Annotated in this window: 22 protein-coding genes and 1 pseudogene; 11 read left to right on the top strand and 12 right to left on the bottom strand. The window is 59.4% G+C overall.

All coding sequences use genetic code 11. The annotated features are described in order from the left end of the window. Positions 1–184: 184 nt before the first annotated feature. Entirely contained in the window at positions 185–2,050 is a 1,866-nt protein-coding gene (gene cobJ, locus IQ265_RS00950; RefSeq protein WP_194050339.1) for a precorrin-3B C(17)-methyltransferase, read from the top strand. Between the two features lie 104 nt (positions 2,051–2,154). Further along, positions 2,155–3,135, top strand: a complete 981-nt coding sequence (locus IQ265_RS00945; protein ID WP_194050338.1) for a hypothetical protein — start codon at positions 2,155–2,157, stop codon at positions 3,133–3,135. On the opposite strand, the gene IQ265_RS00940 is transcribed toward IQ265_RS00945, so the two are convergent. Continuing rightward, positions 3,112–4,026 carry an alpha/beta hydrolase gene (locus IQ265_RS00940; RefSeq protein ID WP_194050337.1) on the bottom strand — a complete coding sequence of 305 codons (915 nt, stop codon included), beginning with the start codon at positions 4,024–4,026 and terminating at the stop codon, positions 3,112–3,114. The two genes, IQ265_RS00945 and IQ265_RS00940, sit on opposite strands and share 24 nt — an antisense overlap. 13 nt (positions 4,027–4,039) lie before the next feature. Beyond that, entirely contained in the window at positions 4,040–4,606 is a 567-nt protein-coding gene (locus IQ265_RS00935; protein WP_194050336.1) for a DUF308 domain-containing protein, read from the bottom strand. A 367-nt stretch (positions 4,607–4,973) separates the two neighbouring features. Here IQ265_RS00935 and IQ265_RS00930 point away from each other — a divergent pair, with 367 nt between their 5' ends. After that, the gene (locus IQ265_RS00930) at positions 4,974–5,792 is read left to right on the top strand and encodes a sulfurtransferase (RefSeq protein WP_194050335.1); all 819 of its coding nucleotides are present in this window, start codon (positions 4,974–4,976) and stop codon (positions 5,790–5,792) included. 9 nt (positions 5,793–5,801) lie between these two features. On the opposite strand, the gene IQ265_RS00925 is transcribed toward IQ265_RS00930, so the two are convergent. Together IQ265_RS00925 and clpP are read right to left on the bottom strand one after the other, a co-directional pair. Next, the gene (locus IQ265_RS00925; protein ID WP_194050334.1) at positions 5,802–6,617 is read right to left on the bottom strand and encodes a DUF475 domain-containing protein; all 816 of its coding nucleotides are present in this window, start codon (positions 6,615–6,617) and stop codon (positions 5,802–5,804) included. Positions 6,618–7,805: 1,188 nt separating this feature from the next. Further along, positions 7,806–8,396, bottom strand: a pseudogene (clpP, locus tag IQ265_RS00920) (ATP-dependent Clp endopeptidase proteolytic subunit ClpP); the annotation flags it as partial. Between the two features lie 131 nt (positions 8,397–8,527). Between clpP and panB the strand changes: the two are divergent. The 3 genes from panB to IQ265_RS00905 all read left to right on the top strand — a co-directional run bounded on the left by panB (position 8,528) and on the right by IQ265_RS00905 (position 11,110). Next, positions 8,528–9,313, top strand: coding sequence for a 3-methyl-2-oxobutanoate hydroxymethyltransferase (gene panB, locus IQ265_RS00915; protein ID WP_194050333.1), 786 nt, complete (start codon positions 8,528–8,530; stop codon positions 9,311–9,313). Between the two features lie 92 nt (positions 9,314–9,405). Further along, entirely contained in the window at positions 9,406–10,680 is a 1,275-nt protein-coding gene (gene ahcY / locus IQ265_RS00910) for an adenosylhomocysteinase (RefSeq protein ID WP_194050332.1), read from the top strand. A 124-nt stretch (positions 10,681–10,804) separates the two neighbouring features. Then, entirely contained in the window at positions 10,805–11,110 is a 306-nt protein-coding gene (locus IQ265_RS00905; RefSeq protein WP_194050331.1) for a hypothetical protein, read from the top strand. Between the two features lie 273 nt (positions 11,111–11,383). Here the strand turns inward: IQ265_RS00905 and IQ265_RS00900 are convergent, their stop codons facing one another. Further along, on the bottom strand, positions 11,384–11,968 hold the full coding sequence (locus tag IQ265_RS00900) for a Uma2 family endonuclease (RefSeq protein WP_194050330.1): 585 nt from the start codon (positions 11,966–11,968) through the stop codon (positions 11,384–11,386). A 347-nt stretch (positions 11,969–12,315) separates the two neighbouring features. On the opposite strand from IQ265_RS00900, the gene IQ265_RS00895 reads away from it, so the two are divergent. Both IQ265_RS00895 and nblS read left to right on the top strand, forming a co-directional pair. After that, a complete protein-coding gene (locus tag IQ265_RS00895) occupies positions 12,316–12,675 on the top strand; it encodes a hypothetical protein (protein ID WP_194050329.1) in 360 nt (119 codons plus the stop codon). 60 nt (positions 12,676–12,735) lie between these two features. Then, positions 12,736–14,751 carry a two-component system sensor histidine kinase NblS gene (gene nblS / locus IQ265_RS00890; RefSeq protein WP_194050328.1) on the top strand — a complete coding sequence of 672 codons (2,016 nt, stop codon included), beginning with the start codon at positions 12,736–12,738 and terminating at the stop codon, positions 14,749–14,751. Between the two features lie 35 nt (positions 14,752–14,786). Here the strand turns inward: nblS and IQ265_RS00885 are convergent, their stop codons facing one another. Next, positions 14,787–15,440 carry a phosphoribosylanthranilate isomerase gene (locus tag IQ265_RS00885; RefSeq protein WP_194050327.1) on the bottom strand — a complete coding sequence of 218 codons (654 nt, stop codon included), beginning with the start codon at positions 15,438–15,440 and terminating at the stop codon, positions 14,787–14,789. 164 nt (positions 15,441–15,604) lie between these two features. On the opposite strand from IQ265_RS00885, the gene psaK reads away from it, so the two are divergent. Together psaK and IQ265_RS00875 are read left to right on the top strand one after the other, a co-directional pair. Further along, positions 15,605–15,880, top strand: coding sequence for a photosystem I reaction center subunit PsaK (gene psaK, locus IQ265_RS00880; protein ID WP_194050326.1), 276 nt, complete (start codon positions 15,605–15,607; stop codon positions 15,878–15,880). 137 nt (positions 15,881–16,017) lie between these two features. Then, on the top strand, positions 16,018–17,229 hold the full coding sequence (locus IQ265_RS00875) for a site-2 protease family protein (RefSeq protein WP_194050325.1): 1,212 nt from the start codon (positions 16,018–16,020) through the stop codon (positions 17,227–17,229). Between the two features lie 118 nt (positions 17,230–17,347). Here the strand turns inward: IQ265_RS00875 and IQ265_RS00870 are convergent, their stop codons facing one another. The 6 genes from IQ265_RS00870 to IQ265_RS00845 all read right to left on the bottom strand — a co-directional run bounded on the left by IQ265_RS00870 (position 17,348) and on the right by IQ265_RS00845 (position 23,425). Continuing rightward, a complete protein-coding gene (locus IQ265_RS00870) occupies positions 17,348–17,803 on the bottom strand; it encodes a YbjN domain-containing protein (protein WP_278002691.1) in 456 nt (151 codons plus the stop codon). Positions 17,804–17,958: 155 nt separating this feature from the next. Then, entirely contained in the window at positions 17,959–18,624 is a 666-nt protein-coding gene (locus IQ265_RS00865; RefSeq protein WP_194050323.1) for a hypothetical protein, read from the bottom strand. 413 nt (positions 18,625–19,037) lie between these two features. Then, the gene (locus tag IQ265_RS00860) at positions 19,038–19,706 is read right to left on the bottom strand and encodes a MarC family protein (protein ID WP_194050322.1); all 669 of its coding nucleotides are present in this window, start codon (positions 19,704–19,706) and stop codon (positions 19,038–19,040) included. A 115-nt stretch (positions 19,707–19,821) separates the two neighbouring features. Continuing rightward, a complete protein-coding gene (locus IQ265_RS00855) occupies positions 19,822–21,036 on the bottom strand; it encodes an anion transporter (protein ID WP_194050321.1) in 1,215 nt (404 codons plus the stop codon). Further along, positions 21,033–22,061, bottom strand: coding sequence for an endonuclease/exonuclease/phosphatase family protein (locus IQ265_RS00850; protein ID WP_194050320.1), 1,029 nt, complete (start codon positions 22,059–22,061; stop codon positions 21,033–21,035). Before IQ265_RS00850 ends, IQ265_RS00855 begins: the two co-directional genes overlap by 4 nt. 92 nt (positions 22,062–22,153) lie before the next feature. After that, positions 22,154–23,425 carry a mechanosensitive ion channel domain-containing protein gene (locus IQ265_RS00845; RefSeq protein WP_347404891.1) on the bottom strand — a complete coding sequence of 424 codons (1,272 nt, stop codon included), beginning with the start codon at positions 23,423–23,425 and terminating at the stop codon, positions 22,154–22,156. A 219-nt stretch (positions 23,426–23,644) separates the two neighbouring features. On the opposite strand from IQ265_RS00845, the gene IQ265_RS00840 reads away from it, so the two are divergent. Continuing rightward, positions 23,645–24,610, top strand: coding sequence for an NAD(P)-dependent oxidoreductase (locus tag IQ265_RS00840; protein ID WP_194050319.1), 966 nt, complete (start codon positions 23,645–23,647; stop codon positions 24,608–24,610). The last annotated feature ends 612 nt before the right edge of the window (positions 24,611–25,222 follow it).

Raw genomic sequence — 25,222 nt, 5'->3', positions numbered from 1 at the left:
TAAGACAGGCAGAATGCACCCAGTTCTCTGACTGAGCAGTGGGCGGTGGTGGGCAGTGCCCTACAATTTGTGAGATAGTCCAGGGATTTGTGGGATAGCCGTTCCGGCTGTTCGCCTGGGGGCAATGATGTCTTCTAAGATGGAGTACTTGACTGAAGTACTCCAGGTTCTTTGAGGTTTATTGTTGTCGTCCTTCGCTGCGATCGCTGTCACCCCCGCCGGGCTCAAAGCTCTGCTGCCCCTGGTCACGGGTCTCCCCGCCGATCTGTGGGTTCCCCAGAGCCTGGTTGCCGATGCAGAAGCCTGGAATGTTGAGGTTCAGGTCTGCGATCGCTCCCTCAAAGACACCCTTGCTGACCTGTGGATCACCCACGACGGCCTCATCTTCGCCCTGGCCACCGGGGCGGTGGTACGGCTGATCGCGCCCCTGCTGATGGATAAGGCCAGCGATCCTGCCGTGGTCGTGGTGAGTGAATCGGGGGCACAGGCAATTGGCCTCTGCGGCGGCCACCAGGGCGGCGGGGACAAGCTGACCCGCCAGGTCGCCCATCTGCTCAATGCCGATCCAGTCATTACCGGGGCATCCCAGTCTCACGGTCTGCCGGGGGTGGATGTGTTGGGGCTGCCCTTTAGCTGGAGCAAGGGCAGCGGCAACTGGACAGGGGTAAGCGCAGCGGTGGCCCACGGCAAACCCGTCGAGGTCTTGCAGGATGCTGGTTCTACTCTCTGGCAAGAACACCTGCCTCCAGGCCATCCCTTCGTATTTGAGGCGGTGAAATCTCCAGCGGCGAGACTGTGGATTAGCCCGATTCAGCGGCGCTTTGACCCCGACAGCAGCTTCCCCAAGGCCCAGTGGCACCCGCGCGTGCTGTGGGTAGGCATCGGCTGCGAACGGGGCACGCCTCAGGCGGTGATCGAGGCGGCGATCGAGCGGATTTTTCGGGCCGGGCATTTTGCCCTGGGGGCGATCGCGGGCATTGCCAGCCTCGACCTCAAGGCTGATGAAGTGGGGTTAGTAGCCCTCTGTGCCGAGCGCCAGTGGCCCCTGCGCTGTTTCACCGCCGAGGAGCTAAAGGCGATTCCGGTGCCTAATCCGTCCACGGTTGTGGAACAGGCGGTGCAGACCCCCAGCGTGGCCGAAGCCGCCGCCACACTGGCATCAGGCGGCAAGCTGCGGGTCGCGAAACAGGTGGTGCGCGTGGAGGGGCAGCCAGGGGCGGTGACGGTGGCGATCGCCCAGGCCGAGCGCGAGTACATTCCCCACCCCGGCCACCTGGCGCTGGTGGGCACCGGCCCCGGCGACCTGAATCAAATTACCCCGGCTGCGAAGGGTGCGATCGCCCGTGCCGACGCCGTAATCGGCTACGGCCTCTACATCGACCAAATTCGCCCCCTCTGCCGCCCCGGCCAAATTGTCGAACCCTGGCCCATCACCCAAGAACGCCAGCGGGCCGATCGCGCCATTGACCTGGCCCGCTGGGGCCTGAGCGTAGCTGTCGTGTCGTCGGGCGACTGCGGTATCTACGGCATGGCCGGGCTGGTGCTCGAACAGCTCCAGGGCAGCGGCTGGGATGGTGAAACGCCCTCGGTGGAGGTGTTTCCTGGCATTTCGGCCCTCCAGGCGGCGGCGGCACGGGTAGGGGCACCGCTAATGCACGACTTCTGCGCCATTAGCCTCAGCGACCTGCTCACCCCCTGGGAGGTGATTGTGAAGCGGCTGGAGGCCGCCGCCGCCGCCGATTTTGTGGTGGCGCTCTACAACCCCAAATCGAAGACACGCACCGAGCAGATTGCGATCGCCCACCGCATTTTTATGGCCCAGCGATCGCCCGATACCCCCGTGGCGGTAGTCAAGTCGGTCTATCGCCCCGACGAAGTCATTCACCGCACCACCCTGGCAGATCTGCTAGAAGCCCCTATCGACATGCTGACCTTGGTATTAATCGGCAACCAGAGCACCCAGCGCCACGGCCCCTGGCTGATCACCCCCCGAGGCTATAACGGCGGCCCCAAAAGTAAACCAGAAGGTGGGCCAGAAAGGGCCGGGTAAACGTACCCGTCAGGGTGAGGGTACAGGGGCCAGTCTGCGACTAGGATTGGGGAGGGTGCCGCAAGCGTAGATAGGTTTCTCTTTCCCTACCGAGGAGGTTGACGATGCCACCTGAGGATCTGACCTCTGCTGCCCCTGCCCCCGAGATCGCGACCACGATGATTAGCAGCCTCAGCGCCTACGGCAGGCTCTACGGGCTGCCCAACTCCCCAGAGCAGGTGCAGGGTATTCTGGGCACTCTGTTGCGGCTTTACCAGCCCGACCTGCCCGCTGCCCTCGTCGATGCCCTAGCTCAGCAGGTGCTTGACGGCCTCACCCCTGACGCCCTCAAAAATGCCATTGTCAATCGCGCCAGCAGCGCCCTGGCCAAAGCCGCCCGCCGCTGGCAGCAACACCTGAGCGACCAGGCCAAGGGCGTCTTAACCGCCTACGTGCAGCGCTACAGACCCACCGCAACCCCAGACGCCTTAAGCAGTATGGCCACCTCGGTAATACCGCTGGTGAGCGATGGCAAAATCACTCGCTCAGAGGCGATCGGGCTGGTGAGCCTGGTAGTAGAAACCTTTGATTTAGAGAGTGCAATACGCGGAGGCGTTTCGGCAGAGCTGGCCGCCGTAGTCGACAATGCCTTCGCTGCGCTGGCTCAAACTCTTGCCGTCATCCTGAGCCAAAAACCCATGGCCGAAGCCGTCGGCGAAACCGTCACCGCCTACGTTGAAAAGTACGCCCCCGGCCTTGTCACCATTGGCTCTGACTTAATCGCCATGGCTCTCAGCGCCGTGCTTCAAAACCAGGTCGATTTCGACTTCGACGTTGAGCTCGCCGTCATCGATCAGGCCTTGCTGATTGAGCAGGTGAGCTTTCAGCTCAATATTTTGCGGCAGTCGCCGTCCCCTACCAAGGCCGCCGAGGCGATCGCAAACCAGGTCAGCACTGCCGTCGAGCACTACCGCCAAAACCGCGAGGGCAGTGTCGATGTCACGGCTGGTCTGGTCACCGACGATGGGCTCTCGATCTCCAGCCCCTTTACCTCCACCCGCCGCCTGAGCGATCGCCCCCCCTCAGACTTCCCCGCTCTCGAATAGTTTAGCCTCGGCCCGCAGCGCCTCCAGGCTTTGCCACAGATCGCCTGTGTGCAGCCACCCCACGTAGCCTGAGTACAGACAGTCGCCCTCAGCTGAAGCCAAGAACACGTGGTGAATGCCCATAGGGCTGCGCCACAGGCGAATGCTGGTGCCATCGGCAAAGGTGTGCCAGGGCACAGCGCGGGCAAAATCGCGCCGATGGGCATCGGTCATGCCCGGTATCTGGCGCAGCTGGTCTACCAGAGCGTGGAGCAGCAGCGGCGCGCTGAGACTGCTGCTACTCCAAAACTGCTGAATCTGCTCGATTACCCGAGGGTGACAGCGCAACGCGGCATGGCTAATGCCCCCTAGGCAGACAAACTGCCCATTGGGCACCCGCGTACTCTCGACGGTAATGGTGCCATCACTGCCGCCATCGACATCGCCGGCAATCACTAGAGTAGGAATAGCGGCGGCGACACGGGCCGCTAGCGGGCGGCGATCGCGGCCCAGGTCGGCGGCAATGCCTACCCCCACCTGCAGCGGGTCGAGAATGCGGCCCAGATCTGACCCGCCGACCGGAGAGCCCACCAGCACCAAAAAGTTGACTCGCGGCCACCATTCAGGGTGCCGGTTCAGCACCTCCAGCCAAATCAGCCCGCCCATGGAGTGGCCCACAATGCGCACGGACAAGCTGGGCTGCCGCACCAGGGTAGCCGTGGCCAGAGCGTCTACCTCATCTATCAAAGGAGTTATCCGCAGCCAGGTCATGGCGTAGTTCAGGCAGGGGGCCACAATTTGCGCCTCCCCTGTAGCTGGCTCGCCTGCAACCAGCGCCTCGGCCAGGGTCATCATTGACTGGTTGGTGTCGGCCCAGCCGTGCTGAGCAAAGAGAATGTAGGGTTCAGGCATTCTTTAAGCGGCTCTAGGCCCTTTCTTTGCGAAGGGCAAGGGCAGCCCCCAGCAGCGAAGATCCACTCAATAGTAGGCTAATACCCATGTATAAGCCAATCAGCCATAGAGCGTTGAAGGGCCAGCGATTGATCGCTAAAATTCCCAAAATTAGCGTAACAATGCCATTGATGGCCACAAACCACGACATGCTGCCCCCGGCCCGATGGCTAAACGCCATGGCAATGGTAAGCACGCCCTCGGCCATAAATAGCAGCCCCAAAGCCAGGGCGAGCAGCGCTGTGGCTTTGTCGGGGTTAAACAAGATATACAGCCCTGCGATCGCGTAGAGAATGCCCACCCCCAGGCTCAACCCCTGTCCCTTAAATGCCCTTGACTGAGACGACTGCACAACCTGAAAAACCCCGCCGACCAGCGCTATCCACCCGATAGCTGAGGTAAAAGCAACCGAGGCGACGGCGGGCATTAAAATAGCCAAAACCCCTAAAAAAATTAGCCCTACGCTGAGGGCAATTACCAAGCCCGTTGCCGCGTTGGTCGCCCTAATCTCAATACTCTCAGTACTCGGGGGAGGTTCCATAGTCATGACAGCACCTCGATGAATAGGATCTGCTGATGGAATAGTTGGCTAGTTCAGCCCGTGAACGTAGTTGATTCGAAGCGAATATCGGCGTTGCTGACTTGAGGCATGAATTTAGGTAGGGGCATAGACGAACCAGGCCATCTGATTCATACCTGTGCTTAGCAACTCCCAAATATCGATGCACCGCAGCAGCTACACCAAGTCCAGCTCGAGAAGTGGAGTTTTCCTACCGGCAAACCTCCTCTTCTGACCTTGAATCTGGTCTCGTGTCGCCAGTTCAGCAACCTTATACCCTACTTTTATAATGCAGCGCTATCCCCTGGAGGAGATAGCTACCGTGCCCTAACCGCAACGTTTTGTACCCATGACCTACCCCTGCAATTTGGTAACCGCCGACTGGCTGGCCCAGCACCTCAACGACCCCAATGTGGTGGTGGTCGACTGTCGCTTTGCCCTGGCCGACCCTCGGCAGGGCCAGCAGCAGTATGCCGCTGGCCACATTCCTGGGGCCTGGTACCTGGATCTCAACCAGGACCTGTCTAGCCCGGTGCAAACCCACGGCGGTCGTCATCCCCTGCCCGACCCTGAGGCTTTTAGCCAAAAGCTCTCAGCGATCGGGGTAAGGTCTACCCCGCCCACCCTGGTGGTGGCCTACGACGATGCGCGCTTTGCCTTTGCCGCCCGCCTCTGGTGGCTGCTGCGCTATCTGGGCCACGACCAGGTAGCGGTTTTAGACGGCGGTTGGTCGGGCTGGATGCAGGCAGGCCAGCCGACAACGACAGAATTGCCTACGCCGCAGCCCGGTCACTTTGCCCCTGCGCCCCGCCCCGACTGGATAGTCGATATTGGGGCCGTGCGCCAACTCGGCAAAGAAACGGTGCTGATCGACTCGCGATCGCCCGAACGCTACCGGGGCGAAGTCGAACCCATCGACCCCGTCGCGGGCAGCATTCCGGGTGCGGTGAACTACTTTTGGCAGGATGTTTCCCACCCGAACGGCGAGATCCAGTCTCCCCAGACCCTGGCCCAACATTGGGCTACCCTGGATGCCGCCGATGAAATCATTGTCTACTGCGGTTCGGGCGTCACCGCCTGCGTCAACCTGCTGGCCCAAACCCTGGCCGGGCGACCCATGGCCAAGCTGTACCCAGGCGGCTGGAGCGATTGGTGCTCTTATCAGTAACGCCTACCGCTAATCCTGGTGGAGAGGCAAGGCTGGAGTGGGGTCCTCTTGGTTAGAAGAAGCCTCTGCCGGGGTGCTGCCCTGGGCCTCTAGCTCTGCAATCGTAGGCACGTTGTCCTGCCCTAGATGGGTTGAGTCTGCGCTGGCAACCACAGGCGTACGTTTTGAAAACCCCCAGGCAAAGACCAGGGCAATCACCAGCACCATCACCCATTCGGGAGGTACCAGGGTGGGGTCAATCACCCGCACCAGCAGACGAATACCGACGAACGCCACGGTAATAAATCCGGCGTCTTCTAAGTGCTCAAATTCTTCTAGCCAGCGAATAAACAGCCCCGCCATAAATCGCAGAGTGATAATGCCTATGGTGCCGCCCAGCAGAATCACCACCACATCTTTCGAAAGGGCCAGAGCCGTGGTGACGCTATCGAGGGAAAAGGCCAAATCGGTAAACGCAATTACCGGAATGGCCTGCAAAACACTGGCAAATCGAGGCTCATGGTGCTGAGCGTCGGCATCGGTGACCGCCGTAAAGTGCTTAAACACCAGCCACAGCAGGTAGGCTGCCCCCATCACCTCAAACTGCCAAAATTGCAGCACCCAGCCCGCTGTCAAGATCAGCCCTACCCGCAGCACAAAAGCCATCACCAAACCCAGGTTCAAGGCTCGACGCTGCATCGCTTCGCTGTCTAGCCCTTGGGCGATCGCCGCCAGGGCGATCGCATTGTCGGCCGACAGCACCGCCTCCAGGGCAATCAGCACCGGCAGCAGCAGCAGGGTATCGACCCCAAAGTTGTTAGAGATATCCAGCAGGCGATCTAGCATTAGCTCAGGTCAGCCACCTAGGGCAGCAACAGTAAAGGGCTAGGGTAAAGGCATAACGCTCGACTGGCTCCGGGCGCAAACGCCACAGGTACAATCCTGTGGGCGTAAACCCCAAGGGCGCGACCCAGAGGGCGCAACTGGGCCAGAAAGTTTCCCAGCCTGCGTCCGATTCGGTCAGCGGCGTAATGGCTTCAGTCTAACGTGCCCCACTTCCCTAGAATAGTACGGTTACCATCCGCCCGCAGGGGAGACATCCGGAGTGCTAAGTTCGCTGCTGAGTCAATTTCGACAACGGTATCCCCAGGGCAGCCTGACCTCTGATCTGCTAACCATCCACGACGGGCTGTACGTGGTGCGGGTCTACGCTGGCGTAGATGGTATTACCCTGGCCAGCGCCTTGGGGGCCAACACCGCCCTAGAGGCAGCGGAGGATGCCGCCACYRNCNCCRKGCMMKMSRKCKCSTSRSCRYCWWMGKCGCSSYGMCSRKCGTTNCCRKCNNSSYTMKCSWWCSGNTCGACSGTCNWGCNCGSCCAGCRMYCCKGRYGCNNCRKSGCCSSCGCAYTCSMACNKCYCCRSCCCGNMCSTSCTCANCRCCTMRRGYSRRWTCSRCRGCNRAKYYCSAWCTNKWGCGYGCCARCNSSCCYRMRGMYMGKCTYKGCCCRSCGNMCKMRMMCCMYSGKMRCCSGYKWMYCWSACCMTNTCSMCKGGCSCAWSSYGNGCCANNGCNCANGNWACMGSSSCGRCCSTCNAYCNRMCSCCSACCNCNTNGNTRGCMCKMCMCKGMSSRMGKYCGSWWCTNSGSCKCCRRWCTNNCCCKANNCCASGGNNKYCGNTRKYCKRYMGSGKYSATNGWSCAYGNYGRWTYKAYGNKMTCNGRSCAGCGNNWMSCWGCSMYYTSCNWTGNCCKNGNTYSGACANCRYTGYCSASACYGANRWMGMANTTCNWKCGACYNGGNTKRSGWKTMWWCCWGGKYCGYGNSTYWYYMRAARMAWCMTMMRGMARGMRWTYGCKCNSWCGRSSTCASMGMMGAMKMMCKRCYKSASTTCCNKAMWGTKSYTRRAMRYSCWSMMSACCCNCCGNGSWGCCSSYRMSSCKCCCMYSRWCKANRMWWYCMMSMAGMANNRTSCSGRSKKCAWMGKSCKMRASRYGCYGCSCGNANTCGKCTNCGGNNMCATSAMCGYSANNGCGGGCGAGACCCTACAGAAGTGCGATCGATCACCTGGTCGATCAGGCCGTATTCCACCGCCTCGTGAGGGCTCATAAAAAAGTCGCGCTCGGTGTCTTCGGCAATTTTGTCGTAGGGCTGGCCGGTGTTGTTAGCGATCGCCTCATTCAACTGCTTTTTCAGGTAAAGAATTTCTTTAGCCTGAATTTCAATGTCGGTGGCCTGACCCTGGGCACCACCGAGGGGCTGGTGAATCATGATGCGGGAGTTGGGCAGGCTCATGCGCTTGCCCTTTTCGCCTGCAGTGAGCAAAAATGCCCCCATGCTGGCTGCCAGGCCCAAACAGATGGTGCACACCTGCGGGCGAATGTGTTTCATGGTGTCGTAGATGCCCAGGCCCGCACTCACCGACCCACCAGGGGAATTGATGTACAGGTAGATGTCTTTGTCAGGATCCTCGGCTTCAAGAAACAGCATTTGGGCCACAATCAGGTTGGCCGAGTCGGCAGTGACTTCTTGACCGAGAAAGATAATGCGCTCCCGCAAAAGCCGGGAATAAATGTCAAACGCGCGCTCGCCACGCCCGGATTGCTCAATAACGGTTGGGATCATCGTGATAAGCCACTTCGTACGGGTTTACCTGATTCTAGCGAGTTGTGTTCTCCAAAGGGACGGCAACATGGAGGGATAGCCGAATCGTAGTTTGCTATTCTGGCAACCATACCCCTTCCCCAGGCGCAGCCATGGCCGTTAGCGTTGATCGAATTTTGCGGTGGAAGCAGACGGGCGCACCGGCCCAGCCGATCGCCGTACTCACCGCCTGGGATGTGATGTCGGCGCAGATTGTCGATGCGGCAGGGGCCGACATTGTGCTGGTGGGCGACTCGCTAGCGATGGTGGCCCTAGGTTACGACACCACCCTACCGCTAACCCTGGAGGACATGCTGATCTGCGCCAGGGCGGTGCGGCGCGGGGTGACGAACGCGCTGGTGGTGGTAGATCTGCCCTTTCTCAGCTACCAAGCCAGCGGGGAGGACGCCATTCGCGCTGCGGGTCAGATGCTCAAGATCGGTGCCCAAGCCGTGAAGCTGGAAGGGGGCCACAGGGAGGTGGTTGAAACGGTGCGTCGCCTTGTGCAGTGGGGCATTCCGGTGATGGGCCACGTAGGGCTGACGCCGCAGTCGGTGAACCAGTTTGGCGGCTTTCGCAAGCAGGGCAAAACGCAGACGGAGGGCGATCGCATTCTGGCCGAGGCCAAAGCCCTAGAGCAGGCGGGGGCGTTTTCCATTGTGCTAGAGCACATTCCCCCAGAGCTGGCCCGCGACATTACCAAGGCGCTGGCCATTCCCACCATTGGCATTGGCGCGGGAGGCCACTGCGACGGGCAAGTATTGGTGACGGCCGATGTGCTGGGGCTCTCGGCCTGGCAGCCGCCCTTTGCCAAGGTCTACGCCAACCTGAGGCAGCAGGCGATCGAGGCAGCCCAACAATTTTGTGGAGAGGTGCGATCGGGAAAGTTCTCCGTATGATATATCGGGGCAGTACCCCGCATGAAATTCCGTTAAGCTAAGAACGCTGGCAATTGACACAGACACGATTTATTACGGTTGATACCCTCGCTATGACCACAACACTCCAATTTAAGTACGACGTCAAAGACATTTCCCTGGCAGCCCAGGGCAAACAGCGAATTGAGTGGGCCGGGCGCGAGATGCCTGTGCTGCGCCAGATTCAAGACCGCTTCGCCCAGGAAAAGCCTTTAGCGGGCATTCGGATTTCGGCCTGCTGCCACGTCACCACTGAGACGGCTCACCTGGCGATCGCCCTCAAAGCTGGCGGTGCCGATGCCGTACTGATTGCCAGCAACCCCCTTTCCACCCAAGACGATGTGGCCGCCAGCCTGGTTGCTGACTACGGCATTCCCGTATTTGCCCTGCGCGGTGAAGACAGCGACACCTACCACCGCCACGTCGAAACCGCCCTCGACCACCGCCCCAACATCATCATCGACGACGGCAGCGACGTGGTGGCAACCCTGGTCAAAGAGCGCCAGGCCCAGCTGTCTGACATCATCGGCACCACCGAAGAGACCACGACCGGCATCGTGCGCCTGCGGGCCATGTTCAACGACGGGGTGCTCAGCTTCCCCGCCATGAACGTCAACGATGCCGACACCAAGCACTTCTTTGACAACCGCTACGGCACCGGCCAGTCGACCCTCGACGGCATTATTCGCGCCACCAACGTGCTGCTGGCGGGTAAAAACGTAGTGGTGGCTGGCTACGGCTGGTGTGGCAAAGGTACCGCCATGCGCGCTCGGGGCATGGGGGCCAACGTGATCGTCACCGAGATTGACCCGATTCGGGCGATCGAGGCCGTCATGGATGGCTTCCGCGTCATGCCGATGACTAAAGCCGCTCCTCTGGGTGACCTGTTCATCACCGTGACCGGCAACAAGCACGTCATTCGCCGCGAGCACTTCGAGGCCATGAAAGACGGTGCGATGGTTTGCAACTCAGGCCACTTCGACATTGAAATTGACCTCAAGTCTCTGGGCGAAATGGCCAGCGAAGTTAAGCAGGTGCGCAACTTCACTCAGCAGTACCTGCTCACCAGCGGCAAGTCGGTGATTGTGCTGGGCGAAGGCCGCCTGGTCAATCTAGCCGCCGCCGAAGGCCACCCCAGCGCCGTGATGGACATGAGCTTTGCCAACCAGGCCCTGGCCTGCGAATACCTGGTGAAAAACAAAGGTTCCCTTGAGCCCGGTCTGCACTCCATCCCGGAAGCGGTAGATAAGGAGATTGCCCGCCTCAAGCTGGTCGCCATGGGCATCGAGGTCGATAGCCTGACGCCTGAGCAGGAAATCTACATCAACTCCTGGACTGTAGGCACCTAGTACTAGACCAGAGAAATTCTGGTTGCTGTTGTAATGCTGTGGGGGGGATAGAGGTTACGCCTTTATCCCCTCCTTAGGCTTTATGGGTATGGTCTGGATGGCAGAGTTCTGTATATCTACATCCATGACCAAACTATTTTCCAAATTGTGGGCCGCTGTTGCCCTCGGCGCAGCGCTAGGGGTGATTATTTTCAACCTCTTTAGAGTTAGCCCAGCGCTCTCGACCGTAGCTGAAGCCCCCCGCCTGGTGCCCGCCATCCTCAACGGCAACCCCATCAGTGTGCTGTACGTAACCCGCAGCAGCGATACGGTGCTGGTGCGCTGCTACCCTGGCTTTGAGCCGTCCATTGCCGTGCGCCCTATGGGCGGCAACTCTCCCCAGGGGGAAGGGGTGTTAACCTGCGTCAATAGCGAGCCCGATCGGCCCTGATCTAGCTAAAAAACCATTAAATAGCCCCCGAGGCCAAGGCTCCGGGGGCTGCTTAGTATAGGGATTTAGCTATAGATTGCGTAGGTCTGTCGTATCTGTACTTAGAATGCCCTATAGCCAGCGTTAGGTCACCCCTAATGTGCCATCTTTACGGCAGGTTAGTCGAGGTTTAAAGGTTCTCAAGAGTTTGGCGAACTGTGACCTCTATCACTTACAGGGTTTCCTAAGCCGATGTTACAAAGCTTAGCTGCGCGATAGGCAATTTTTCCACGGCTAGGCAAACGAGGAAACGTTTAAGATGAAACCCGGTAGCACGGATTCTCCGGAAAGCTGGGTAGGCAACCGTCTCACCGCCGCCGCTTGCCCAGGTCGATAAACCTCTACCCGCTGCCCTTTAGGGTCAAACAGCCAGCCCAAACGGACGCCGCTGACCATGTACTCGTGCATTTTGGCTTGCAACAGCTCCAGGCTGTCAGTAGACGATCGCACTTCCATGACAAAATCTGGCGCGATGGGGGGAAACTTGCGCCGTTGATCAGGGGTCAGCGCCTCCCAGCGGGATTGTTCGACCCAGGCGGCATCGGGGGAGCGCTTGCTGCCGATCGGCAGCTGGAAAACAGTGGACGAGCTAAACACCACACCTAGCTTGGTTTGTCGGTTCCACAGGGCTAAATCGGTCCCCAACTCCATTTCTTGGTTGCCGCTCTCGCCGCCAACAGGGGGCATAACTATCAGTACTCCTTGGGCATTTTGCTCGATCGCCATCTCTGGGTTATGGATGCAGAGCTGGTAAAACTGCTCATCAGTAAGATGAACAGCTTTAAGGTTAATTTCGAGGGGCAAATCCAGGGTGGTCATAGGATGCTCCAGGGGGAGTGGGCGATCTCTAACTGGGGGCAGTGCCTTCTATGGTAGCGACTCGTCTATGGTGTGAAAATCGTCAAAAACCGTTGCAGGCGAACAACTCTACGGAGTGAACTGTCTAAACTATTCACTAACTTGCGCCACCGATCGTGATTTTGACCGTGATTCGTCACCGACTTCAGCCCAATCTCCTGGGCGTTTCCCCAATTTATAGCTATTCCATGGGTAGATAACCTCTGCCTTGTCGTTGCCCTGGTTTGCCCAGGGCGTTTGGCTTATGGGGATGTCGCTAGCGGTGAAGCGAGTGAGCAACAAACCCTCGTTTTTATATCCGTTTAACCATGAGCTATAGCTTTGACATCATTGGTATTACTCCAGTGCTGCAATTCTTTAACCACCAGCAGCAGGTGGAGGCAAAGCGCGATCGCGCTCAGGCCTACCTCGGCAGCTACTGCTGCACCCTCGACGCTTTTATCAGCGCCACTGAGGTCGTACACCGCAGGCCCGATTGGGACTGGGATGCGATCGTCAGCACCATCGTCAACTTCTGGCTCAGCCAGGAAAAAGACGTTCTCCACTGGAAGCAGCAGTTTGCCGCCGCCCAAGACGACCCAAACCTGGGCGACCAGAACTTAATTGTGGCTCGCGTCATCAATTACGACAGCCTGCGCCACGAGTTTGAAACCCTGTTTGACGGCTAAGACGCGAAGAACATGCCAGAATAAAGGCTGAATTTAACATCCAGCATTCGATAGGTTCCGTTGATCAGGCTTCTGGTAAAAACTCGCGATATCTTCCTGCGCTGGTGGGGCGACTTCACCCTTCAAACCCGACTGATGGCGGGGGCAACCCTGGTGGTGTCGCTGATTACCAGCGCCCTTACCTTTTGGGCCGTCAACACTATCCAAATGGATGCCCGCCTCAACGACACCCGCTTTGCCCGCGACCTGGGCCTGCTGCTGGCCGCCAATGTTGCTCCCTTGGTCAACGAGGCCGATCGCACCGAACTGGCCCGTTTTTCCTACAGCTTTTACCAGAGCACCTCTAGCGTGCGCTACATGCTCTACGCCGACGAAAACGGCGATATTTTCTTCGGCATTCCTTTCTCAGAGGCATCGGTCCAAAGCTCCCTCACCCTGAGGCGGCGCATGCAGCTGCCCGAGGGCTATGCCCAAAACACCGATCGCCCCCTGGTACGCCAGCACCTCACCCCCGTGGGTGAAGTTACCGATGTGTTTGTGCCGCTCAATTACAACGGTCAGCATTTGGGCGTTCTGGCCCTGGGCATTAACCCCAACCCCACTGTAGTTGCCTCGTCCCACCTGACCCGCGATGTCACCGTTGCGGTATTTGTCTCGATCTGGGTGATGGTGATTTTGGGGGCAGTCTTCAACGCCCTCACCATTACCCAGCCCATTAAAGAACTGGTGGTGGGGGTCAAAAACATTGCCGCTGGCAACTTCAACCAGCGCATTGATCTGCCCCTAGGCGGTGAGTTGGGCGAGCTGATCTACAGCTTTAATGATATGGCCGAGCGCCTGGAAAGCTACGAAGAGCAAAACATTGAAGAACTCACCGCCGAAAAAGCCAAGCTCGAAACCCTAGTTTCGACCATTGCCGACGGCGCTATTTTGCTCGATAGCGACATGCACGCGGTGCTGGTTAACCCCACCGCCCGCCGCATCTTCGGCTGGGAGCACCAGACCCTAGACGGCGAAAACATTCTGGGTCACTTCCCTGCCCCGGTGCGGGTGCAGCTCACTCGCCCCCTGTTTCAGGCGGTCAAGGGCGAATCAGAGGCGATGGAGTTTCGGGTGCCGATCACCGAGCCCAGCCACCGCACTTTGCGCATTTTGCTCAACACGGTGCTTGACCAGGCCAAAGAAAACGTTAAGGGTCTGGCCATTACCGTGCAGGATATCACCCGCGAAGTGGCCCTCAACGAGGCCAAGGCTCAGTTCATCAGCAATGTCTCCCACGAGCTGCGCACGCCGCTGTTTAACATCAAGTCGTTTATCGAAACCCTGCACGAGTACGGCGAAGACCTCAGCGACGGCGAGCGCAAAGAATTTCTCGAAACCGCCAACCACGAGACCGATCGCCTCACCCGCCTAGTCAACGATGTGCTCGATCTGTCGCGCCTGGAGTCGAGCCGCCAGTACCAGCTCGAAGCGGTAGATATCATTCAGCCCATCGAGCAAACCCTGCGTACCCACCGTCTCAATGCCAAAGACAAAAAGATCGAGCTGCGGCAGGATGTCGAACCCAACCTGGCCCCGGTGATTGGCAACTACGATCTGCTGCTGCAAGTCTTTAGCAACCTGGTCGGCAACGCGCTCAAGTTCACCGAACCCGGTGGTCAGGTGATGCTGCGGGCGCACCAGATTGTGCCACCTGGGGATGGTCCCGACGACGGGGGCTACGTTCGTATCGAGATTTCAGACACCGGCATTGGCATTGCTCCCGAAGACCAGCAGGCCATTTTCGATCGCTTCTTCCGCGTTGAGAACCGCGTCCACACGCTGGAGGGCACCGGCCTGGGCCTCTCGATCGTCAAAAATATCATCGAAAAGCACAGCAGCCAGGTGCACCTGGTTAGCGAAGTCGGCGTCGGCACCACCTTCTGGTTTGATGTCGCTGCCTACCAACCCGATGCGATCGAGGTGCTGGCCAAAGACACCACCCACGTCAAAGCAGAGAGTAAAGATCTCGCGATCGCCGCCATCAGCTCCTCCTCCTCAGACACGTCACTCGCACCCAAAGCCGACCAAAATTGATTCTTGGCAGGATGGGTATGGTGTGCCATAAAACCCTAAACCGTGGAATGCAGCCAGGGCTGTAATTGTTCAAACAGGTGTTTAACCAAAACCAAATCCTTCACGCCGGGCTGATGTTCAACGCCGCTAGAAAGGTCAATGCCGTCGGGGTTGAGAGTCGCAAGCGCCGTAGGAATATTCTCGGGAGTTAGCCCGCCCGCCAGCATCCAGGGGCAGGCGGGTCGAAACGATACCAAAGCGTCCCAATCGAGCGTTAGCCCGGTGCCGCCCAGCTGTTGGGGATGGTAGGCATCGAGCAGCAGCGCATCGACGTAGGGAGCGTAGGTTTCGGCCCGCAGCAGGTCGGCGGCGGTGCGAACTCGAATGGCTTTGATTAGAAAGATGCCGGGTAGCTCGGACAAAAGCTGCTGGCAGTGTTCGGGGCTTTCCCGGCCGTGGAGTTGGATATGGCTGAGGTTGGCCTGACGGGCGATCGCAGCCATCTCTGCCAGAGGTGCATTGGCAAACACGCCCACGGTTTTGGTCACGACGCCAGCGGCATCAAGCGCCTGGGTGATGTTAGCAATGGCGGCGGGGGCCAAGTAGCGGGGCGACTGGGGCACGCAGATAAAACCCAGGTGGGTGGCACCGTGGCGAGCGATCGTGATCGCCTGCTCTGCTTGAGTAATGCCACAAATCTTGACCCGCATGTTAACTCTATTGAACATTTCGCTGAGGGGGTGTCGCCGGATTTTTATAATCCAACTAGGCCTAAATGCCCATGCTAAGGCCATATCTAAGCTAAGCGTTAAGCGATCGCCGTTAAATTCTGTTTCTCAAGCCCCAATTTTAGACCTCTAGCGGAGAAATAACATTGCTGTTTTCTAACCTACTGCTTGCCGCCTACACCGTACCCACCACGCCCGAATGGTCGTACAAAGTGGCGCTGATCATGATTACCTGCAATCTGTTTGTGCTGGCCATTGGCAAGTATGCCATTCGCAAGCCTGGGGCGGGTCCAGCGCTGCCCGTAGGCCTACCAATGGTGTTTGAAGGCTTTGGCCTGCCCGAGCTGCTGGCGATCGCCAGCTTTGGCCACATTCTCGGCGCGGGGATGATACTGGGCCTGGGCAACGCCGGTTTGTTGTAGTATCCCCCCCTGCACCGCCCAGCGGGGCGATGGGCCAATTGATAGAATAAAGCCATAGCCCAGACCCAAGTGCCCAAGTCTTCAATGGGGCACCGGGTCTGGTTTAGCATTTGAGACTGTTAATTAGGGGGTAGGCAATGCAATCTAGCTGGCGAATTGGGGCTATTTTGGGTATTCCCCTGTTTATCGATAGCTCCTGGTTTATTATTTTGCTGCTGGTCACCGTGTCCTACGGGCTAGAGCCTAGCTGGCACTCGGCCTGGGGCAACCTGGCCTGGGTAATGGGGTTTGCCCTGGCGCTGCTGCTGTTTGCCTCGGTGCTGCTCCACGAGCTGGGCCACAGTATGGCCGCTAAGGGCCAGGGCATTGCGGTTAACTCGATCACGCTATTTTTGTTTGGCGGCATTGCCTCCATCGACAAAGAGTCGAAGACCCCTGAAGACGCGCTTAAGGTGGCGATCGCAGGCCCCCTGGTCAGCTTTGGGCTGTTTTTGCTGCTCACTGCCGTTTCCCTAATTCCGGCCCTGCCGACCCCGGTATCGGTAATTACCGGCAGCGTGGCCCAGATCAACCTGGTGCTGACGCTCTTCAACATGATTCCCGGACTGCCGCTGGACGGTGGCCAGGTGCTCAAAGCCCTGGTCTGGAAGGGAACCGGTAGCCGCATCAAGGGCATTCGCTGGGCGGCCCGGTCTGGTCAGCTCTTGGGCTGGTTGGCGATTACCTTTGGGCTGGTCATGGCTCTGGCTTATCACGCATTTTCGGGTTTTTGGATTGCCGCCATTGGCTGGTTTGCCCTGCGCAACGCCGCCGCCTACAACCAGGTGACTAACCTACAAGAGGCCATGCTGGCGCTTACCACCGCCGATGCTATGACCCGCGACTTCAAGGTGGTTGATGCCAATATTTCGCTGCGGCAGTTTGCCGACACCTACCTGCTTGAAGAAAACCGCGCCCCCGCTTACTTCGCCGCCTCTGACGGGCGCTACCGGGGTCTGGTCAGCGTTGACGACATGCGGGCAATCGAGCGCAGCCAGTGGGAAACCCTGCCCCTGGCCCACATCGCTAAACCCCTACTCGACATTCCTTCGGTGCGGGAGGGCACACCACTGACCGAGGCCATCGATCAGCTCGAAGCGCTCCAGATCCCCAGGCTCACGGTGCTTACCCCCGCCGATGCCGTCGCAGGCACAATTGATCGGGGCGATGTGGTGCGCGCGATCGCTGACCATTTGGGTCTGCGCGTTTCCCCCGCCATGATTCAGCGCATTAAAGACGAAGGGCAATACCCGCCGGGGCTACAGCTGCCCTCGATCGCCAAGGCGGTGATCGAAGAGGCGCGGGCTTAGGATATCTATCCTAGCTTTTCCCGTCGGGCATCCTGCGTAAACGGTTCTGCTTAGCTGCCAGCATCTTCGGTAGCTGAGCGGAGTCGAAGCTACCAGCGGAGAGAGCCACCCAAAAGATTTAGCTCATACCGAATTCCGATACTAACGCCTCATCCGAATCATCGGCGATGGTGGCCACAATGGTCAGCAGCCGAGAGATTTCAGCAGGCGAAATATCCTTGAGAATGCGGCTTGAGATCACTAGCACCTGATCGCCAGAGATGCCAAAGCGGGCTTCTAGGGTTTCGTTGCAGTTTTTCTCGAGCAGCTGCTTCATGAGCTTGGGCTCGTCTTTGGCGGGCAGGCTGAGCACGGGCGACCACGCCGTCAGCGTATCGGTCTCGGTTTCACCAGTTAGCTGCACGTACACGTCTACGCTGCCATACTTAAACCGCCACAGGTGCCCCTCGGTGGTTTGGCTAACCATTGCCCCATCGCCCTGATCGAGACTGGCAATTACTGCCTCAATGGTATCCAAACAAGGCACGGCATCAATGTCTTTCTCGGTTAGCGAATTGACGTAGGACTGTTCCATATCGATCGCGTCATTAGCCATGACAAACCCTTGGTAGCTACTGCCAAATCAACCTATCTGAGGGCCAGCCCGCAAAGCGCAGCATGACCCGATAATTTCCAAATTCTAGGGCTAACTGGCCTAGAAACAACCTCCTATCCGGGAGATTGCCGCGGCTATCCGGCCGCTTCCACCTGCTCCTGAAACTGGTCTTCGAGGGTGTCAAAGCTATAGTCTCTCACTTCGGGCACCTCGGGCGGCACCTCAAACCCAGTCAGGGTGCAGGCTTGACGGCGCTCGGCCCGCGACGAGTAGCGACAGAGGTGCTCAATAAAGTGAAACACCACCTTGGGGTCAGACCATTTCATTTCGGCCCGCTGCTTGAGAATAATCAGCGCCTCTTTGTCGCTCATGGAGCTACGCCACCCCTTGCGCTGACGACACGACACCCAGGCGTTGAGCACCTGAAAAATGCGGGCCAGGGAATTTTGCGGAATCGCCCGCAGGTGGTACTGCTCTAGCACATCGGCGACTTCCTCAAGGCCCGCATCTCGGGCTAGCTGAGCACTCTCCCTAAACAGCACCTCCATTTGAGCCACGGCGGCACTGTGGTCGCGGTATTCCTGCTTGAGGCTCTGGTCGTCGAGGTAGATGGCCCCCAGGTTTTTAAAGTGGGCGGCGAGAAATAGGGTTTTTTTGTCGCGATCGCCCAGACCGGCAATGGTGCCGTAGGCCAGACACAAATCCGCTAAAAAGATTGATTCTTCAAACAGCCAGGGCTGCCTGCGCTTGAGCAGACTGCGCAGTAACTTAATAAAGCTGTGAAAGCTGGGGTAGCTCATGGGTCAAGGGTTCCCTGAGAAGGCCGGCGGCAAACAGAATGAAACACCGCTAGATGGAGCGTTGCAGACTACTTAGGGCACTAGGGGCAAAAAACCTCTAGCTGTAACCCTAACGTGGCTAAGCCACCCTAGACACAGGGCCATAGCCCTTAGCCTGCACCCAACCTGGTTGCCGAATCAGTGGAGCCAGTGGTTAGTATAGCAACCGCCCTCCGGGTTAAAGGACCCCTATAAAGGTGGTTTAGGCAGTTGTAAACCAAGTAATTACCCGGTCTCAGCCAGCTGCTGAGTAAATCCGTCCTGCGCTAGTTGGCCAATGCTATGTTTTCAGAGAACATCCCAAGTTTAAGCCAAAACCAGGGCGGCGAGACGTGGCAAGCCGCATCTCTCTAGCTCCAGTCGGCCAGCCGGGTTTAGGGAGCGACCCAGCCGAGGGAGGCCATCCAGTCGGCCAGGCCGTTGAGAATGAGCTGCACCCCAATCGCCATCACAAACAGCCCCAGCAGGCGGCTCATGGCCTGAATGCCGCTGGCCCCCAGCACCTTGAGCAGCAGCGTAGACGATCGCAGCGACAGAAAAATGGCCAGCCCAATTAGCCCGATCGCGGCGGCAATCGCCAGCAGGTTCAGCGCCGTGGCCACCGAAAAATCGCCGCCAGCCTGGGCGGCCAGGCCAAGGGTTACCGCGATCGCCCCTGGCCCCCCCAGCAGCGGAATGGTCATGGGCATAAAGGCGATATCTTTGTGCTCGTCAACCCGTTGGACGGCCTCCTGGCTATCGACATTGGTGAGCTTGGGGTCGGAATTCATCGCCCGCCAGGCCGCGTGGAATACCACGATGCCCCCGGCGATGCGCACCACCGCCAGGGAAACGCCAAAAAAGCGCAGCACGCTGCCCCCTACCAGCAGGGTGCCCACCAGCAGCAGCACCACATTGCGGGCAATGCGCAGGGCGTAGTGATGGCGCAGGCTAGCGGGCACGCCCGTGGTCAGCACCAAAAAAATTGGCACGCTGCCAATCGGGTCTACGACCGGAAACAGGGCCGCAATACCGCCTACTACAAAGTCAAAAAATGTGCGCACCGCTGGACTGCCTCCAACAGGTCTTTGTTCTCAGAATACCGCCTGCGGCCGATCGGTTTGGTGATCTGGGCGGCAGTCCGCCAGGTGCGCCTCAGCGGAGTCGCCAGAACAGCGGTCAGAGCAACGCGACCCAAACGTAGGTGATGGCCAGAGTTAGCAGCGTCAGGGGCAGGCCAAAGCGCAGGTGCTGGCCAAAGGTGAGGGGGTAACCCTCAGCGGCAGCGGCTTCGACCATAATCAGGTTGGCCACCGAGCCAAACAGGGTGAGGTTGCCCGCCAGGGTAGAGCCCGCCGCTAGCAGCAGCCAGCCCTGGGTATCGCCGGGGGCAATCAGCGTTTGAATTAGTAAGACGGCTGGAACGTTAGAAATCAGGTTCGACAGCACGGCCGTTACCGCCAGCAGTCCGGCAGGGTGGGTCACCCAGGGGGCCACTCGGTCGAGCACCTGAAGCGACTGCACTGCCTCGGTCAGCACAAACAGCCCCGAGAACAGCACCAGCAGCGACCAGTCGACCGCTGCCAGCACCCGCTGGGGCTTAATGCGGCGAGTAATCAACAGGGCAGCCGCCGCTAAAAACGCCGACTCGGCCAGGGGCAGACCCACCACAAAGGCGGCCAGCAGCAGGGTAGAAACCACCAGGGTTTTAACCAGTAGGGGGCGGTGCAGGCGCAGTCGAGGCAACTGGGGGGGCGGGCAGGGGGCCAGCGATCGCAGCTCTGGGTATAGCCACCACAGCAGCCCCACCTGAAGCACCAGCCCCACCAGCGCCACCGGCAGCAGCGCCTGGGCAAAGGCCAGGTAGCCAATCCCCGAAAACGACCCCACCAAGATGTTTTGAGGATTACCGCTGAGGGTGGCGAGGGAGCCAAGATTAGTCGCCCCCGCGATCGCCAACAGGTAGGGCACCGGGTTGAGCTGCAGGGCACGGGTGAGCTGCAGGGTCAGCGGCGTGCTCACCAGGGCCAGGGTGTCGTTGAGAAATACCGCCGACAGTGCCCCTGTCCCCAGAGTGAGCAGCACCAGCAGACCCAGGGGGCTGCGAGTCAGGCGCAGCAGCTGCACCAGGGCGAGCTGAAAGAACCCAGCGTAGGAGAGGTAGGCATTGACCACCATCATGCTGAGCAAAAACACGATGGTGTTGGCATCGATGGCGGCCCAGGCGGCCTCTAGGGGCAGCGTGCCCAGGGCCACCAGCACCGCCGCGCTGACCAGGGCAATGGTGGCTCGGTTCATGCGCAGCCCCGGCACGTAGCCCAGGGCCAAACTCAGGTAGCTGAGCACCAGCACCAGCCCCTGCGCTAGGGTGAGTGGGTTAACGGTGGTGGTCATGGTCCCAGCCGACCGACCAGCTGGGGGCGGCTCGACAGGGGCGGGTTGAGTTCGATGGTGGCCACCACCTGGCCGTGGTCAGACTGCCAGGGTTCGATGCTGTCTTCCAGCAGGGTTTGATCAAAGATGTGGTCGTTAAAAACCGAGACGTAGGTAACGCGGCCGATGCGATCGCGGTTTTGAGCCGAAAATTCTTCGCTCACCATGATGTGGTCGAGGCTGTCGTAGTGGCCGTTGTGGATGTGGGTGTAGTAGTGGTCGCCGTAGCCCAGCCGGGCCTGAATGTCTTTGACCTGGTACAGCAGCACGTCCCACACGGGGGCTTTTTTGCGGTAGGGCCAGCATTCCCACGGCGGCTGCCCAGTCACAATTTGCGTGGTGACGGCGGTGTGGTTGTCGTTGACATCGCCCACGACAATGACCGGGTAGTTGCGATCGCGCAGTCCTTCCATCAGCAAAAACCTGAGGGCAGTGGCCTCGGCGGTGCGGCGAATCAGCGAGCGGGCGTGGCCCTTGGCAATTTCGACCGGGTCGCTGCGATCGACGCCATTGCTCATCATGGGCCGCTTCGACTTCAGGTGCACCACAAACACCGTGCACTGAATGGCCTCCGTCAGGGCCAGATCTACCGCCAGCACCGGATGCGAAAACCGCCGGACCGGAATCTCAGCGCCGTCTAAATCCAAAATGCTCTCGGGCGGAAACTCGTCGTACACCCGCTGCCCCAAAATCGGGAACCGCGTCGCCAGCGCCACCCCCGGCCCCCGCCCAAACCCGTCGGCCATAACGATTTCGTGCTGCTGGTGGTACTCGCTGCGGTGCAGCGCTTCTTTGAGCGCCCCCCGGTGAAACACCTCCTGAAAGCCGCAGATATCTACCGTCATGCGATCGAGCTGTGCCCCAATCCAGGCCAGCTTTTTGAGGTAGTCGGCCTGGGAGTGAGCCTCGCCGGGGTAAAACTCGCGATCGGGCAGCATTAGATTGTTGAGGTTGAACGTGCCGATGCGAAACTGGTTGCGTTCCATAGCGGTGGCAAAAGGGGAGTGCGTTTAAGAATAGCCCCGTTGCGTTAGTAGAGAGCACATGGTGATAACCAGCCCCGACCTCACTCTATGGCTCAGGGCAAATTGGTTTCAGAGTGCAGTTTCATATCAGCTTCGGGGGACAGGGTTTCAGAGGCGGCGGCGCTAGCCGGAATCGCTTCGGCAAACTGGGCCTCTTGCAGAGTGAGCTTGATGGCGGCCAGCACCCGAGAGGTGACCTGCAAAAACGACTGTTTGCGCGAGTTAACCCAAAACTGCGCCTCTAGGTTCACAGTAGATGGGGTCAGTTCACGCACGAGCACGATCGGTTCGGGGTCAAGCTCAACCCCCTCGACCTGCCTCATCTGCTGCTGAATGCGGTGAAACAGGTCGGGCAAGTCGGCATTGTGATCAATACCCACGGTGACGCTGCTGAGGCGAATTGGCGAGGCGGTGTTGTTGGTGATGCTGCTCTGAAACACCTCCTGATTGGGAATGTACACCAGGCGACCGTCATAGGTTTGCACCGTGGTCGCCCGCAGCTGAATTTGGGTGACGGTGCCCTCGTAGCTGTTGATCACCACCTGGTCGCCAATGCAAAAGGGCCGCGTGGCCAGCAAAATGACCCCCGAGATGTAGTTGCTCAGCACGTCGCGCAGGCTAAAGCCGATCGCTACGCTGGTCAGGCCCAGGGTGCCGAGCAGGGCGGCAAAATTTAGCCCCATCACCCCCAGCGCCACGACTGCGCCCAGGGTCCACACGCCGCCGTAGCAGAGGCGGCTGATCAACTCTTCGGTGGTGCGATCGCCCTCGGTTTTTTGGGCCCATACCAGCACGGCATGGCGCACCGCTGCCGCCAGCAGCCAGGTCAGCACCAAAATTACCAGCGCCCCCAGCACGGCGGGCAGGTTGTCCACCGTATTGCGCAAGAGGTCCTGGGCCGTGCGCCGAATGCGGTAGGTCACCGCCACCGCCAGGTTGGTGCGGGCCATTGCCTGGTTGAGCAAATCGGCCCAGCGCTGGGCCAGGGTGGCAATATCGGTGTCAAAGTCGAGGGCATCTTGGGCGGTGACGGTCATGATCAGCCGCTGGTTGACCTGCAGGGTGGCCAGGCCGCGATTCACCGAAGGCACAGGAACCGCCTCAGGATCACTATCCATCCTGGAACCGTGGTCTAGATTGACCGTCACAGGCGCTAAGTCGGTATCTTGGTTAAGCAGGGCGGCAATGCGGCGGTTAATTTGCTCGGCCCGTTCAACGGCGCTAATATCGGGCAGTCCCCCCACCTGAAACACCGGCTGCCCCCGCACCACTACATCGGCGAAAAAGGCTGCTTCAGCGTCGGGTGTTGTCTGGGCGATCGCCACGCTGCCAGAGTGGAGACATAGCCCCCCTATGAGCCCTAAAAACAGCCCCAGCCCCAAAACCAGCCGCCCCAGCCGCCCTGGCCAGGGGACTACTCGCCTTGAGTAGACCTTCCCGCAGAGCGCCCATTGCCGAGGCCGTCTACCCCCCAACCACCGCAGACATCGAGCCATACCCACCAGCCAGCTAGAACGTTTCCATTCAATCCCATATCTGGCCCTATGGAAAACCACCCCTCCAATGCGACCCGTTCTGCCGTCGCCGCCAGCCCCGTCCGGCGACGGCTTTTGGTGACTGGCGCTAGCGGTTTTTTGGGCTGGCACCTGTGCCGCGCCGCCCAGGCCACCTGGCAGGTGGAGGGCACCTACCATCGCCATCTGCCGCCCCTGCCGGGGGTAACGCTGCACGCCATTGACCTCAACGACCTCAGACGGGTAGCGTCCTGGCTGAGCGAACTAGCGCCCGATGCCGTCATCCACACCGCCGCCCTGTCGCAGCCCAATCGCTGTGAGCAAGCGCCCGACCTCTCCTACGCCATCAATGTAGAGGCAACGCGGGTGCTGGCCCAGGTGTGCGGCGCTTCCGGGACGGGTCGCAGCGCGAATCGCAACATTCCCTTTGTCTTTACCTCCACCGACCAGGTGTTCGACGGTCAAGCTCCCCCCTACAGCGAAGCCTCCATCCCCAACCCCATCAGCCTGTACGGGCGGCACAAGGTCGAGGCCGAAACCCTGATTCAAGCGCTGCACCCCAGCGCTGTGGTCTGCCGCATGCCGCTGCTCTACGGCCCCCCTAGCCCAAGGGCCGAGTGCTTTTTGCAGGGTTTTGTGCGCACCCTGGAGGCAGGGCAGCCGCTGCACTTGTTTACCGACGAGTTTCGCACCCCCGCCTACGTCGAAGATGCCGCCACCGGTCTGCTGCTCGCCCTTGAAACTACCGGCCTACTGCACCTGGGCGGCCCCGAACGGCTCAGCCGCTACGATTTTGGCCGTCGCATGGCCGAAGTCTTTGGGCTCAAGCAAGACCTGATTATGCCCTGCAAACAAGCCGATGTCGCCATGCCTGCCGCTCGCCCCCCCGATGTGTCTACTAATAGCGAGCGGGCCTTTGCCCTGGGGTACTGCCCCCGTGGAGTCATTGCGGGGTTAAAAGCCACCCAAACTTGGCGACATGACGGAGCAGTCTAGAGATTGGGCAGGGGGAAGGGTGCCGTTGGAAGTGAACTATTGCACCCTTCGCCAGCATAGTCATAATTCCCTTAGAGAATTTAGGAAAATTTTGGATTAAACCAAAATCCAAGCTTAGAACTGAAGTTTTGTCGGCAGGAAAACTCCAGTTTTTCCGCTGAAATGGGAGTAAAGCGCCAGAATGACTCAATTTACTCATTAAAAGTTGGTTTATACCAAGTACTCCTAAACCTTGGTTGCCTCACCCTGATCGGCTGAGGGCAAATGGTCGCTTGGCCCTGCGGCATACCTGTTTTGATGCGTGGTTTTTGAACTTGGACTTGCCCTAAAACAGCCGTCCCCAGACCCTTTGGGGCGGCTTCACCAACGACTTATCTTAGAGAACGGCTATGGCCGTTGTTATCGTTGGGGGTGCCACATCAGCAGCATGGAATTGCTCTATAAATAGCCATCCCTTCGACTTCGCTCAGGGACCGGCTATGGCTGTTTTTATCGTTGGGGGTGCCGCGCTAGCGGCATGGACGATTGGTATAAGAGCCCGCTTACAAAAGTAAGAGTGTTCTCATAAACGGCCATGGCGGCTGTTTTCTATGGCAATTTAAATTAAATTGA

The organism is Nodosilinea sp. LEGE 06152 (assembly GCF_015207525.1).
GTDB lineage: Bacteria > Cyanobacteriota > Cyanobacteriia > Phormidesmidales > Phormidesmidaceae > Nodosilinea.
The sequence above is the reverse complement of the archived record's forward strand: the minus strand, read 5'-3'. Positions and strand labels throughout refer to the sequence as shown.

Excerpts from the sequence above, each read along its gene's own strand:
- IQ265_RS00870 (WP_278002691.1), bottom strand. The coding sequence starts at position 17,803 with ATGGAACAGTCCTACGTCAATTCGCTAACCGAGAAAGACATTGATGCC.
- IQ265_RS00850 (WP_194050320.1), bottom strand. The coding sequence starts at position 22,061 with ATGGAACGCAACCAGTTTCGCATCGGCACGTTCAACCTCAACAATCTA.
- IQ265_RS00930 (WP_194050335.1), top strand. The coding sequence starts at position 4,974 with ATGACCTACCCCTGCAATTTGGTAACCGCCGACTGGCTGGCCCAGCAC.
- IQ265_RS00935 (WP_194050336.1), bottom strand. The coding sequence starts at position 4,606 with ATGGAACCTCCCCCGAGTACTGAGAGTATTGAGATTAGGGCGACCAAC.
- IQ265_RS00900 (WP_194050330.1), bottom strand. The coding sequence starts at position 11,968 with ATGACCACCCTGGATTTGCCCCTCGAAATTAACCTTAAAGCTGTTCAT.
- ahcY (WP_194050332.1), top strand. The coding sequence starts at position 9,406 with ATGACCACAACACTCCAATTTAAGTACGACGTCAAAGACATTTCCCTG.
- IQ265_RS00925 (WP_194050334.1), bottom strand. The coding sequence starts at position 6,617 with ATGCTAGATCGCCTGCTGGATATCTCTAACAACTTTGGGGTCGATACC.
- IQ265_RS00855 (WP_194050321.1), bottom strand. The coding sequence starts at position 21,036 with ATGACCACCACCGTTAACCCACTCACCCTAGCGCAGGGGCTGGTGCTG.
- IQ265_RS00840 (WP_194050319.1), top strand. The coding sequence starts at position 23,645 with ATGGAAAACCACCCCTCCAATGCGACCCGTTCTGCCGTCGCCGCCAGC.
- IQ265_RS00905 (WP_194050331.1), top strand. The coding sequence starts at position 10,805 with ATGACCAAACTATTTTCCAAATTGTGGGCCGCTGTTGCCCTCGGCGCA.
- IQ265_RS00865 (WP_194050323.1), bottom strand. The coding sequence starts at position 18,624 with ATGAGCTACCCCAGCTTTCACAGCTTTATTAAGTTACTGCGCAGTCTG.
- IQ265_RS00885 (WP_194050327.1), bottom strand. The coding sequence starts at position 15,440 with ATGCGGGTCAAGATTTGTGGCATTACTCAAGCAGAGCAGGCGATCACG.
- panB (WP_194050333.1), top strand. The coding sequence starts at position 8,528 with ATGGCCGTTAGCGTTGATCGAATTTTGCGGTGGAAGCAGACGGGCGCA.
- IQ265_RS00875 (WP_194050325.1), top strand. The coding sequence starts at position 16,018 with ATGCAATCTAGCTGGCGAATTGGGGCTATTTTGGGTATTCCCCTGTTT.
- IQ265_RS00945 (WP_194050338.1), top strand. The coding sequence starts at position 2,155 with ATGCCACCTGAGGATCTGACCTCTGCTGCCCCTGCCCCCGAGATCGCG.
- IQ265_RS00940 (WP_194050337.1), bottom strand. The coding sequence starts at position 4,026 with ATGCCTGAACCCTACATTCTCTTTGCTCAGCACGGCTGGGCCGACACC.
- IQ265_RS00895 (WP_194050329.1), top strand. The coding sequence starts at position 12,316 with ATGAGCTATAGCTTTGACATCATTGGTATTACTCCAGTGCTGCAATTC.